The 13,024-nt window shown below is 56.1% G+C and carries 8 protein-coding genes; 2 read left to right on the top strand and 6 right to left on the bottom strand.

The window, feature by feature from the left end:
* Positions 1 to 5: 5 nt before the first annotated feature.
* A complete protein-coding gene (locus ACU0FH_RS20125) occupies positions 6 to 512 on the top strand; it encodes a DUF2165 family protein (RefSeq protein ID WP_446196509.1) in 507 nt (168 codons plus the stop codon).
* 449 nt (positions 513 to 961) lie between these two features.
* Positions 962 to 1,705, top strand: coding sequence for a VPLPA-CTERM sorting domain-containing protein (locus tag ACU0FH_RS20130; RefSeq protein ID WP_446196510.1), 744 nt, complete (start codon positions 962 to 964; stop codon positions 1,703 to 1,705).
* Positions 1,706 to 1,801: 96 nt separating this feature from the next.
* Here the strand turns inward: ACU0FH_RS20130 and ACU0FH_RS20135 are convergent, their stop codons facing one another.
* The 6 genes from ACU0FH_RS20135 to ACU0FH_RS20160 all read right to left on the bottom strand — a co-directional run bounded on the left by ACU0FH_RS20135 (position 1,802) and on the right by ACU0FH_RS20160 (position 13,022).
* Positions 1,802 to 4,465: an aminotransferase class III-fold pyridoxal phosphate-dependent enzyme gene (locus ACU0FH_RS20135; protein ID WP_446196511.1), complete on the bottom strand. Its 2,664-nt coding sequence runs from the start codon at positions 4,463 to 4,465 to the stop codon at positions 1,802 to 1,804.
* Between the two features lie 831 nt (positions 4,466 to 5,296).
* The gene (locus tag ACU0FH_RS20140; RefSeq protein ID WP_446196512.1) at positions 5,297 to 6,622 is read right to left on the bottom strand and encodes a hypothetical protein; all 1,326 of its coding nucleotides are present in this window, start codon (positions 6,620 to 6,622) and stop codon (positions 5,297 to 5,299) included.
* Positions 6,623 to 8,068, bottom strand: a complete 1,446-nt coding sequence (locus tag ACU0FH_RS20145; protein ID WP_446196513.1) for a hypothetical protein — start codon at positions 8,066 to 8,068, stop codon at positions 6,623 to 6,625. It abuts the gene before it with no gap.
* Positions 8,061 to 9,698 carry an ATP-dependent nuclease gene (locus ACU0FH_RS20150; protein ID WP_446196514.1) on the bottom strand — a complete coding sequence of 546 codons (1,638 nt, stop codon included), beginning with the start codon at positions 9,696 to 9,698 and terminating at the stop codon, positions 8,061 to 8,063. The genes ACU0FH_RS20145 and ACU0FH_RS20150 overlap by 8 nt, the downstream gene beginning before the upstream one ends.
* 83 nt (positions 9,699 to 9,781) lie before the next feature.
* Entirely contained in the window at positions 9,782 to 10,972 is a 1,191-nt protein-coding gene (locus tag ACU0FH_RS20155; protein WP_446196515.1) for a GIY-YIG nuclease family protein, read from the bottom strand.
* The gene (locus ACU0FH_RS20160; protein WP_446196516.1) at positions 10,965 to 13,022 is read right to left on the bottom strand and encodes a DEAD/DEAH box helicase; all 2,058 of its coding nucleotides are present in this window, start codon (positions 13,020 to 13,022) and stop codon (positions 10,965 to 10,967) included. The genes ACU0FH_RS20155 and ACU0FH_RS20160 overlap by 8 nt, the downstream gene beginning before the upstream one ends.
* Positions 13,023 to 13,024: the final 2 nt, after the last annotated feature.

A 13,024-nucleotide genomic window follows, 5' to 3' on the forward strand; every position in this document is an offset into this window, starting at 1 on the left:
GCGAAATGCTTGAGACAATACTGATTTGCGCCCTGTGTCTTCAGATGATCTGCATGGCGGCCTGGCTGACCATCGGCGTCGTGGAAAACATTATGCACCCGTTTCTGAATGAGACTTTTACCGCGCTGGTTCTGGACATGGAACGGATGCGGGCCGGTTATCCCGAAGCCTATGAGCATGTTGCTTACCGCCGGTTGGCCAGTCGCAGGATGCAGCGCGCGTTTTTTTACGTGGCGATCGTCCTTGAGGCAGTAACGGTCATCTGCCTGTGGGCCGCGGTTGTTGCGCTGGGAGCGTCTGTTGGCGGTTGGCTTTCGGTGGAGCTTGCGCTCGGGCTGGCGTTGATCGGGGCCACGATGTTCAGTTCCCTCTGGGCGGGGTTTCTAATCCTGGGAAACTATTTCTGCTACTGGTTCGGTCATGAGGGCGGACAGAACACGCATTTTCACATGCTGCACTGGGGCATGGCTGCCACCCTCTTGGTGGTCGTATGCATCGCCGTTGTCTCTTGAAGCCGTGAGCAATTCAGAGAGAAAGCGTTTGCGCTAACCGACTTACGGGATGCGCTGAGCAGAGCCAGGGCAGCCTGTGTCATTGTTTGCATCTGCAGAAAGAGAATCGGTACGCGACGTTTTTCCGTTTTCGGTAGGCAGAGGCACCGTGCGGCGGCCCGAGTGCCGATGCTGTTTTGGCGATTTGCAGCCGGAGGTTGTTGTCTGGCTTGGAATTTCTATTCGCCGACAATGGTTTATCGCCCGACGTTATTGTTCATTATTTGTTAACAAAAAACCGCCTGATCGCGAAGCTTTCCTTTACTCAAGGGAAAGATCAACGTATATTGCAACTCATACGGGTGGTGCTCCAACTAGTGGTAAATTGTCCCGGTAAAGTAGGCCCCGGCCGAATATCAAGCTCGGTTCCGAGGTTTCATGTGAGATTTCAAAGTTGCTGGAGAATTGATATGAAGTTTGGTTTATACAGCGGACTGATTGCGGGCACGATGGCATTGGCCGCCGCCCCCGGATATGCCGCAACAGTCATGCTAACGATCGACGAGTTCGACTCAGTGCAGACTGTCAAGGACGTGCCATCGACTAGTTTCGTGAATAATTCCGAGGTTGCTGACGCTGGCGTACTTGGCGGGTATCGTGATTTCGAAGTTATGAATACCGGCGCCACGGGCAACCCCGAGGACGCAACCGAGTTGCGTTCGGAAGCAGGGCTTCTGTCTTTCTCGAACATCGCCGGGGCGTCCGGTTCCGGCTATATCACCTACGACGGCCAGGATGATCCGACAACAGTCAATACGACCGGGCTTGGTGGTATCAACCTCGAGATCGGGACCAATCCGTACTTCGCATTCGATGTCGCCTACTTCGATCGTAACGTGTTCATCGAGATCACCGCTTGGGACATGCTGGGTAACGTCGTTTCGTATTCGGAAACACTGGCTGCCGGTTTCAACCCCAACCTGCCTTTCTCTGATCTGATCGGCGATCCCAATTTCGACTGGACACAGGTCGGTGCGTTGCAGTTCTTCGTGGACTCGAGCAACACCGAGATCAGCGTCGACGGGCAGCTTAACTCGATCAAGGTTGTCGCAGATATGAACGTAATTCCGCTACCGGCATCAGGACTTCTGCTGCTGGGCGGGATCTCCTCCGCCGGGTTTCTCCTGAGGCGGAAACGGAGGAAGAGCAGCTGAGCCCGGAACACTCAGCAGCTTGAAAACCCAAGACGGGGCGCCCAGCGATAGGCGCTCCGTTCTTTTTTTGTGCGGGTCGTTTTGAGATCAGCGGTATCAGGACAGGGCACGCTGGGAGGCCTTTTCGGCGATCTGCTCGGCGCGGCGCGACCATCTTATGTCGACTTCTTTAGCGAATTTGCCGATGTGCCGCGTTTTCAGATGCTGGCCGTACCATTGCGCCGGAGCGGGTTCGAACCCGTGTTCTTCGGCCAAGCGGGCGATGTGGTCAGCGTCTTCCAGCGACAGCTTTGAGCCGATGCTGAAATCCCGGGTTTCCCCTGCCAGCGTCAGCAGCACCGTTTCGCCGAGACAACCCCAGCAGAGATTCTCGGGCAAGGTCTGGAAAGGACCCAGATGAATGTCGAACGGGGGCGCGACCAGTCCCCCGTCGAACACGAGAACATTGTCGCGGCCCGCTTCTGAATTGGCGACATTCGGTGGCCGGGCCACGTCGCAGACCAGCGTTCCAGGTGTCATGTTGGCTGGATCCATGAGCGCCATTTCGGCACTTGTCGCGACAAGCACGATATCAGCTGTTTCAAGCGCAACATCCAGCGGGGTGGTCCAGTCGAGCAACGGTTCCATGCCACGACCGCGCCAGTAGGTCTGCAAGCGTTCGGGCAGGGAGTTACGCTCTTTCAGGCTTTCGCTCTTTTGCTGCGCAGCAAAGGCCCGCAGATCCCGCGCGAGATCACCGGCCATGGGCGAGTGGTCCTTGCAGATCGTTTCGCATAATTCGTCAGCGACCCGTGCCAGCAGGGCAGGCGAGAAGGGGTTGGCGGCATTCCCGACGAGGGTCATGCTGCCCGCCTTGCGCGCCAGCATCAGCGAAGCCAGCCGTCCGATGGCGCCGGAGGCGCCAACGATCACGACATGGGCTTCGTCCAGGGGGATGCCGGTGCAGGCGGCCATACGTTCGATGGCCCTGACCGCAGAGACCGTCGTCAGGGTGTTGCCGCTTGTGATGGGCGTTCCAAGACCAGTAACCAATTCACCGCCTCGGCTGGCAATGGAGGTGAAGGCACCAAGGCCGACGCGGGAGGTGCCTTCGGCTGCGGCTGTCTCGACGGCGGTCTTGATCATCTGGCCTGCCATCTTGCGGCCTTGGCCCCGCATTTCGTTTGGCAGCAAAGGAACAGAGATGATTGTCCCGCGCGCGGTGGCGCCAGTTTTTGAGCGAACCTCAGCCACATGACGGACAAAGCCGGGGCCGAGTTTCTTGACCCAGTCGCACCAGTTTTCGAGTTCCTCCGGGGTGAACCTGCGAAACGTTGGATCCGAGCGAAAGATATCTTCGATCTCGGTATAGTGGATCAGGAACGAGAATGTCCCTGCCTGCTGGGTCACGGGGTTTCCCGCGACCGGTGGCAGATCGGCCTCGGATGTGGATGTAGCGATCTGTTCGACCGGTTTCTGCACGAGGTGCCGGACCAAGCGATAGGCATCTGCCGAAGCGAGAACCTCGCAGAGATCTTCGAGGGCGACCAGTGCGCGGTCGATTTCGGCACGTCCGACGATAAGCGAGGGCTGCAGCCGGATAACCGACGTTTCGTTGAAAAGCGGTGCGGTCAGCAGCTGATGTTGGTTCAGAAGGTAGGAAGAGACTAGCGCCGTGATACCGCCGTTCAGACTGGCAAAGCCCAGAACTGCGGAATGCGAGCTGGTGTCGAATTTTTGAAATTCCAGCCCCATCATGTAGCCCCGCCCGCGTACCTCGCGGATCACGGAGGGAAAACGTCGCTGCAGATCTTCCAGACCTTTGCGGAAGTGGGCGCCGTTATCTGCAACATTGCCGATCAGGTCAATCTCCGGATTCAGGAGATGATCAAGCGTTGCAAGGGCTGCGCGGCAGGCCAGACCGTTTCCGGCAAAGGTCGAGCTGTGCCGCCGTCCGAACCGGTCGTCCCAAGCGGACGGTCGGGCAATACAGGCACCGATGGGCATCATGCCGCCACCCAGCGCCTTGGCGAGCAGCAACATGTCGGGAACTTCCTCGCCGACCGAGCAAGCGAAAAGCGCACCCGTACGTCCCAGCCCGGTCTGGATTTCGTCAAGCACGCTCAGCACACCGTATTCACGGCAAAGCGCGATGGCGGCGTCAATGTAGCCTTTGGGCGGGCAGACGACACCGCCTTCCCCCTGAATGGGTTCGACAATGAAAGCGGCGATCCTGTCATGCGCGGCTTCTAGCAGGCTGCGCAGCGCTTCGATGTCGCCATAAGGAACATAGCAATAGTCGTCGGTCGCGACCGCAAACCCGTCCTGATACAGAGACTTTCCTGTCGCCGAAAGCGCGCCCATCGTCTTGCCGTGAAACCCGTTCTGCGTCGAGAGGATGATCCGGCGTCCGGTCCGGATGCGGGCCAGTTTAATGGCGGCCTCTGCCGTTTCTGCCCCACTATTGGCCAGCGTGACAATCGACAGGTCGCCAGGGGTGATTTCTGCCAGACGATCGGCCAGCTTTTCGGCATGGGGGCTGCGCATCGGCTGGATCATCAGTGGCGTTTCCTCGATCTGCGCCCTGTTGATTTCGGCCCAGATCTCAGGAGGATTGTGACCGAAAGGCAGCGCGCCGTATTGAGAAAGAAAGTCGAGGATCTCGCGGCCTTCAGCATCTCGCAACATCGTGCCCGAACCGCTGGTGATTTCGACATCGAGTGCGAAAAGAGAAAGCAGTTCTCGACGAGACGGGTTCAGGGTAGGAATATTTGCTTGCATGTTTCTTTGCCGGCAGGGTTCGAAATTCCGGTCGGGCCGGAGTCGAAACGGTTACTGGTTTAGCACGAGCGCTGGCGGATTAAGCCAGGCTTGCAAGGATTGCAGGATGAGTGATGAGACGTGAGCGGAATCTCAACCTTTTGTTGAGCAAAAATCGTCGTGTAGCAAGAGCGGTCCCTACGTAAACTTGGGCCTAAGCAGTATCCTGCTAACTTTGTGGACACACTGACGCGGAAGACCGCCAATCAACCTGAACGCGTACGCTGAATAGCTATTATTCTGCCCATATTCAGACAAGTGTTAGCGAAAACGAAAGGAATATCTGGTTGTCGCCATGACGATTGGCGCGACGCGGTTGTTGACGCTCTTCGGCAAGTGGCACTGCTCACACGCAGTCCTTCACGTGTTGCCGTTGTGGCGACAGCGCTACGGACTGACGTGCCATTAAATGGAGGCGGCCGTTGTCTGCTGTTATGGGTGTCAGTGCGTCCCGGTGATCTGAGCGCAGTTCAACGGCAACAATCTTAAAGGCATACTAGGAGTCGCCGGAATGGGCAGATTATGTTTTGAGAATGGTGCCCGGGGGCGGCATCACAGTGAAACGAAATAACAAAGGCTTACGAGACGGTGGGACACTTTTTCATCCCACCATTTGTTGGGGTTTTCTGGCTTCCTGTCCCACCGCGTTACGCCGGTTCCGAAGCACAAGAGATCGGAAAATGTTGATTGCGGCAAGGCACCTTGGAACTTGTTTGCCGACCCTAACACAACGAACGATTTCTACGGATGACCCACTTGTAAAGCATCAAGGTCAGGCTGCCCTTGGAGTACCTACCGATCCGCGTCGTCTGCAGCACGATATGACTGGATCGCACCGACGACTGCTCGGTCCCCTTTGACGACACCGTCTACAAGTTCCTTGAGATAGGCTGACGTCCCTGCTGTTGCGCCAATGTAACCCGCGCGGATCAGATCAAGAAATGGTCCTTGCCGCAAATAGCGCCCCGACAGGCTCTCATAGCTCACACGGATGGCTCCGCGTGGCCCCTTACATGAGGGGTCCTCAAGTACTTTCTCGAAGTGGTCCAATGGCAAGACGATACCCGCATTGCCAAGTGCACCCCCTCGTTTAACAAATTTCAAATAGAAGGCTTCTGGGTTAAGCCGATATTCATAAGAAGAAGCCGGATGTTTTAAGTTAAACTTTCGCATCCGCGCCATCTCGGATTTTAGATTGACATCTGGTCTATAAACCCAATCTGGATTTTTATTCTTCCGCTCATTACGTTCAAGCATCTTGTACTGAACCATCACGATGTTCTGGCGGGTACTGTTGACATAAATCAAATCGACGCCGAAAACCTTTTCAAGGGGCCGACGGTTAGCCGTAAAGATTTCCAGCCTCTCGTTTCCCTTTTGAAAGATTGCCCGGCCGGTGATGTCACTGCCAGCAAGTACATATTCCGGAAATAGGCGGGCGTCATGCTCGACAACTGAATCTTCCATGATATTGACACGCGCGAGCGCTGTGTCTTTCCCGGCTTCAAGCTCAAGACTTACCGCCTGATCGCCTGGCGATAGGCCGAAGGCGCGTAGCGCTGTATGCACGGCGTCTTCCTGTAGTGCATCCATGCCCCGGAAATATTTTGGTGAAGAAAGCGACGCCACAGCGGCACGCATAGCTCCCCGGTTTACTTTGTTTTCGGCGAGCTTATCGACGAGATGAACGCTGAGTTTCGGGGACAGCGCAATGACCGAGTCTTGTGATTTGAGGCGGTCCAAAAGATTCCGCTGGTGTGCTTTGTTCGTTATGAGGGCGAGTATTTCAGACTTTGTTGAGGGGCTGATCTGTGATGCGCGCTTGACCTTGATGCGGGACTCCAGCGTTGTTACCGCGCTGCGCGTGCTGGCAAGTCCAAAATACGCAGCACTACCGTAATTGCCGTTGCCAAGGACAATACAAGCGGTTGGAACGTGAACCTTCGCAAAGAGATCATGTGGGCGTGCGATCGTAAACTCATTGGCGCCTGCCCGAGATTCACCAAGCCGGGACCATTCGTCACTATTGAATTGGAACACGACCAATGGCTTCTTCTGCACCAGACGCCGCAGGTCATCTAGCCACTTATCCTTCTTACGTGTTCCAGTTTTTTTCATTCAGTCTTCCGGGTTCAATACCGCATTGCGCGAAATAATCGTCAGTGATCGTGCGCCTCTCGTTAGCGCAACGTACAGCTCTTTTCTGGATAGGGATGTGGCATCAAGAACGATCGCGTGATCGAATTCCAGTCCCTTGACCAACAAAGTTGTGCCAATGAGTTTGCGCCGCCCGACCGGACGGCCTTTATAGCGAAACTCGCCCTGATAAAGATCAGCGGCTTCGGACAGAGAGAGCTCCGGGTGCAAGGCGTTCTTACCCAGGACACCCAATGCCCGATGAAACAAATCGCTGCGGACGATCGTTACGGCATCGGTTTTCTTGAGTGCTAAGAGGAAACTACGCGCAGCATCGGCATTTGGAGCGGCAAGATAGGCATTCGCCATTCGAGCCGCTTGCGGGTTGCGGGTATTAGCCTGGATATTGACACGCTCGCCACGGCGTGTACCTGCAGGGAGGTTCGCGTCCACGGCGGTCATACATCTCTTGGCAAATGCGATGATTTCCTTGAGGCGGTCTGCTTCTGTCCCTGCGTTCTCAACCTTACGAATGAAGGAGAAAAGGTCTTTCCCCTCGACTTCCTCTATCGATGAGAATCGGCCTCCAAGATTGCGCGACAGCGTATGGCACTTGGCCTTGTACTCTTGGCTACCCTTGTGAATCGCAATGACCTTGTGTGCGCCAGCACAATTAAAATACCGGCATGTGTTGCCCTGCGTTTGAATAAGTCCTTGTGCGTCAGCAGCACCATGGATGTATCTTACGCTGGGCGGACGATCTGCGTTCAGGTCGATCGGCCGCCCGCCCTCAAGGCGGGTCCGGGCATCCCGGAGCCAAGAGCCAAGATCGTTGGCACCCGCTTGTTCCCAACGGTGAGGCACTTCTAGAGCACCAAGCCTTTCAAAATGATCTTCAATGTCGCGCGTCCACTCTATAGAGGCTTGTCCATCGAAGTCGAAAATGCCCTGAAGAGGATCGCCGAGTATGCGGCATGGCAGGTCGCGGGCCAATTTGAGAACGATACCATGTTGGGCAATCGAACAATCCTGGTACTCATCGACATAGAGGCCGCCATAGGATGCGCTAACAATCCTGCGGATGAACCCCTGATCTAGCAGCCGTGCAACGGCCTCGTAGAGTGCGCTCCAACGCGCGTTATCGGCAGGACGTTCTTCCGTCCAGACGGACGTTGCCCGGTAGGACAGTGCCAGCCGCAACGACCAGCTTGCGATCGTATCGATACGATATAGCCGATCACTGACGCCAAGAGCGCGCATCTTGGCGCGTAGCGCATTTACGCCCGCGTAGGTGTGCGTGAGGATCAGTTGCCGTCGGTCACTCCGGGCCGTGGACGCAGCGATCAAATATGTCTTGCCGTATCCTGCTGGCGCAACAACATAGCCGGCGCCTTCATGTGCAGCGAGAACGGCGGACAACTCACACATTTTCGATCCAGCCCCGCAAGCTGGTCAGTTGCCGAACCAAATCGGTTTCACGAATTGCGTCATCGCCCAGATGGCCGGAAATCGCGTCCGCCCATTCTCGAGCGCGACTCTGCCGTTTAAACCATTCACTGGCCTTGGCGGCTTCGCCCAATGCCGTGCGAAGCGCGGGTGAGTCTTGCCAGGCCTCAAAATTACGGTCAAACCCCTGTCCGAACTTGGACTGAACCTGGTTAAGCAAACGCTGGTCGTCGTTCCATAGGCGTCGCACTACTTGGAAGGATGCCATGACAGCGGCCCATGGAAGGTCCGCAAACACGCGTTCTTCAATAGCCCGCGCGTCGTTCCACTTGGTCACTGTGATGCCGACGGCACGAAGCGCTTCCGCATCGGCATCTGAAAATTGCGCGGGCTCATCGGAGTCCGCGAGAACGGCGACATCATAACCGAGCATTATCAAATTCTCGGCAATTTCCTTGATCTTGCTCGCACCATTTGCGTCGAATAAAGCAACGCCCTGATAAGCAAACGAATTCCAGTTTTCGGCCGCGACCCAGTAATCATCCAGTCCGCGCAAGAAGCCGACTTCGGTTGCGCCCTCGCAAACAACGATTTTGGGGGCTAGGAATGCTTCGGCGCCAGAGCGGATTTTGCCCTGAACGGAATCGGCAATTCCCGGCTTGTTGGCAGCCACCACGCTGGTCCGTCCATGATCACAATGGACAATATGAAGGTCATCGACAGTTAACTCGCGCAGCACTACAGGCGAATGCGTGGTCAGGAAGTATTGTCCAGTCGCATCCCCGCGTAGATGCTGCAGCAACCTCGCGATCCGATGAGGTTCCAGCCCAACCTCGACCTCATCGAAGAGGGTGACATGTGGCGATTGGAGCGCCTGTTTTTGAAGCCCCGTCGTGAGCATCCGTTTGGAGCCAAGGCCGAGCCGGCGCAAGGGCATATCACCATCATGAAGGGCAAGGCCTGCCATGCGGACGTTGATTGCATCAGTATCAAGATGCGCCTTGTAAGACACAGCGACATTGACCCCCAATGCCCGGGCGGTCGTCTCTGCAACGCCAGCGACCGCGTCGAAGTCGGTCAAGTCATCCACACGCCGGTCCTCCAGGGCCGCTTTGGCAGCGCGCGCAGCTCCCGCCAGTGAAGACGTAATATTCTCAGTATCGGCGAGTTGGCCAAGGATTGAACCACGTGACCATGTAAGGTGCCTATCCGATGCTGTACCGATCAGGCTGACGGCGACCTTGCCCCTGTCTGTCGCCTTAAACGGCACACCTTCATCGTCGTCGTTCTTGATTACAGACCATGTCGGCTCAAGATCACCGGCTACAGTCAGACGAACCCTCAGTGCATCTTCGAGTCCGTCTCCGGGGTCATCGGTGCGCACAAGTTCTTGAGGATTCCAGCCACAAAGCGAATGACCGTATTTTTCGAGGTCGCGGAATGCGTCGGACAGATCACCCAAGACAGCCTCGATCTTTATCGTATTGTCCGGCGTGCAGAGATGAAAATCGGAATCGTCAAAGGAGAGATTCCATTGTGGATAAAACAGGCGGCGTATCGCTTCCAGAATTGTGGACTTGGTCGAGTCACCTCGGCCGATCAAACACACCATATTGCGATCCGGCGCTGACCAATCCAGTTCGCGTATGCCCCGAAAATTTCTAACTGAAATGTGCCGAATACGCATAAGCTTATCTAAGCCCTCCTTGTGAGAGCCGCAGCCTGCGGATCATAAGAATAGTCTGCGATTGTACCGTTCTTTATTTTCTCCACAGCCTCGTCGATGACGAACAGCGGCACAAGGAACCACTCGCGAGGTACGACTGGCCGTCCAAAGCGATCCATGATCTCGATTTCCAGCCTCGCTGGCTCAAAAATCCGGTGGATCAGGTTCTCCAACTTGGTACGGTTGATGTTATAGAGATCATAGGTTGCGACGATCTCCACATTGGCCATCAGGAATGTCGGCTGAAGCTGCGCCCCAGCGATCCTCTTTTCCACGCTCATGTTGGTAACGCCGATCTTGTGAACCAAGTCGCGGTTCTCTGCGACCATCGGATGGTCTGATTTGCTGCGCAGAACGTAGATCGTACCGCTTGCTTCGTCGCCATCGATCGTTTGATCCGAAAACAGAGGACCTGCAGTCGGCTCGGTGATCCGGCGCCCTGCCTCATCCTTGTTCAGCGCGCGCTGAAGCGAGCGCATCAGCATGTTGCTCTCGGTCCCGTTGTCAAAAATCACGCGCAAACGCGCATCCGTGCGGCCTTGATCCGTGGTGGTAAGTTCGCCCATCTCGGCAACGTAGGCTTTCTGCCCGCCAACGATGAAGAAGCGGCCTTTCTGTATCTCGGCCTTCATCTCGAACGGGCGGGTCTCGCGCAAGCCGGTGTTGAGTTCCTTCTGGACCTGCTCAAAGATCGGCTTGAAGGTCTCGAAATCTTCGCAGCGCTCACGGCTAGCAATCTCTTCAGCGGCCTTCTTCTCCGCACTGGATCGGACATGCTTCAGCTCGGTAAGGGCTGAAGCCTCCGCCTCGATACCCAGTTCGGCCAAGAGTGCATCGTCATCCAGCTCGTCAACGTCCGACGAAGTTGACTGGAACGTCCCTTCTAGCAAGCCTTGATGGTCCATGGGTTTTACGAGGTCACGACACTCAGCCAACTCCCGAATGCGGTCCAAGCGGACTGCATAGAGACGCTCAAAGATGTCACGATCCTCACCATAATGCGGCGGATGGTCATGTTCATCTGTGAAACGCTGGATTTCTTCAAATCCGGCGATGATCCGTTCCTCGCGAGGCGTTCGCGAAGCCTGTTTCTTTGCTTCGACTTCAACCCCTAGCTCTGAAAGGAGCGCATCATCTTCATCGGTGAATTCCTTAACCATTGGCAGCGGCCTCCTGCTTCATGCGGGCAAGGTATGCCACGCCCTCGGCCATCTTCTTTTCCCAGGCATCGGGTGACGTGATCGAAGGCAGTCGGCCTCGTTCTTGTTTGAACTTGACGGCGCGCCGCGCGAGATCACGGGCTTCATCCGGCGTAAGCTGTACCTTTTTGGCGGAGATGACAGCGGCCACTTGCTTCAGGCTATCTTCACTCATGGTCTTGGCGAGGATTGAGTAGGCTTCGCCAAACGGGTTGATGCGGTCGATCAAGTCAATATCGAGTTCGGTCACGCTCAGCGCAAATTTGCGTACGCCATCGATCAGCGCAGTGTTGCCGGTTGTCGTCTCATCGCTGTCATTACCCAAGGCGACTTGCTTTGCCTTCTGGGTGAGGTTCAATGCCGCGATTGCGTGCTGACGAACCGCTTCCTGATCCTCTTCATCCAGCTTGGGGTATTTTTCCTTGATGATCTTACCCATGCGGACCTGTGTCAGCTCTTCAGGCACGAGTTCTTCGTCGAACAAACCGCGTTCGACAGCGGTCTTATCCTGGGCGAAAGTAGCGATCACCTCGTTCAAATCTTCCTGACAGATGCGTTCGGCCTCTTTGCTCTTCGGTTCTGCCAGACCTTTGATCTCAATCTGGAATTGGCCGCTATCCTCGTTGAACCCAACATTGCATTTGTCCGGGTCATATCCGCCTTCCCCATAGTCAAAACCTTCCTGTGGTCCGGTGGCTTTGGATTTCGGCGTGAAATTGAATCGCGGCGCCAGGACCTGCTCCATGAGCAAGCTCGCCGCAATGGCTTTCAGGGTGTCATTGATCGCCTCAGTGACAGCCTCTTCGGATGCGTCCGGTTCGGCAATCAGGTTGGTGAAACGCGCGCGGGTCTTGCCCTTGGCATCACGGGTGGCCCGACCGATGATCTGCACGATCTCGGTCAAACTGGCTCGGTAGCCCACCGTCAGCGCGTGTTCGCACCAAACCCAGTCAAAGCCTTCCTTTGCCATCCCAAGCGCGATGATGATGTCAACGTGATCGCGGTTGTCCTTTTGCGCCGGGTCTTTGAGCGCGGCAGAAACCTTGTCGCGCTTGCTGGCATCGTCATCGACCAGGTCAGCAATCCGTAGCACTCGACCTTCCGGCGTCTTCACCAGTTGGAAGCCAGTGGCCGGATCAGTCCCCTGCCATTCGCCAAGCTCTTCGATGATATGCTCGACTTCCCTGATCTTGTCCTTGGTGCTTTCCCGCGAGTTCACGGACGGGATATGGATAATGGTTTTTTCGTTCGGATCGAGGACGTTCAAGATGTCATCGGAGTAGGCGCCGGTGTAGAAAAAGTACCCAATATCAAGCGTCTTCAGATACTTATAGCCGTTCAGCTGCTCGTAGTAAGTATAGGTGACGGTGTCGAATTTCGCTTCGTCATGCGGCATCAGAACGGCCTCGGCGTCGCCCCGGAAGTACGAACCCGTCATGGCAACGACATGCACCTTCTCGCGTGCCATCAGTTCTGCGAGCTGCGCGCCAAGCTTGTTCTCTGGGTTGGCCGAAACATGGTGGAACTCGTCCACGGCAACCAGGCAATCATCGAAGACCTCGACACCGAACTTTTCCACGGCGTTGCGGAAGGTCGCGTGCGGGCAGACCAACACTTGGTCGTCGCCCTTCAGGAAGGCCCCAACAGACTCCGCCTTGCTGCCCTCTGATCCCGGCGCGTTGCAGAGATTCCATTTCGGCTCGACCCGCCAATCAGCCCAAAAGCCGAACTTGGATAGCGGTTCGTCCGTGAAGCTGGAGCCGATCGACTTCTCCGGCACTGTGATGATCGCCTTGCGAAGCCCTTGATTGTGCAGCTTGTCCAGCGCGATGAACATGAGCGCGCGGCTCTTACCTGAAGCGGGTGGCGACTTGATTAGTAGGTACTGCTCGCCCCGCTTCTCAAACGCGCGCTCCTGCATCGGACGCATGCCGAGTTCGTTCGACTTGGTCGAACTGCCATTCTGAGCGTAGGTGACGGAAACGGAAGGGACGGACTTTTCGCTGCTCATTG

This window comes from Heliomarina sp., assembly GCF_052826185.1.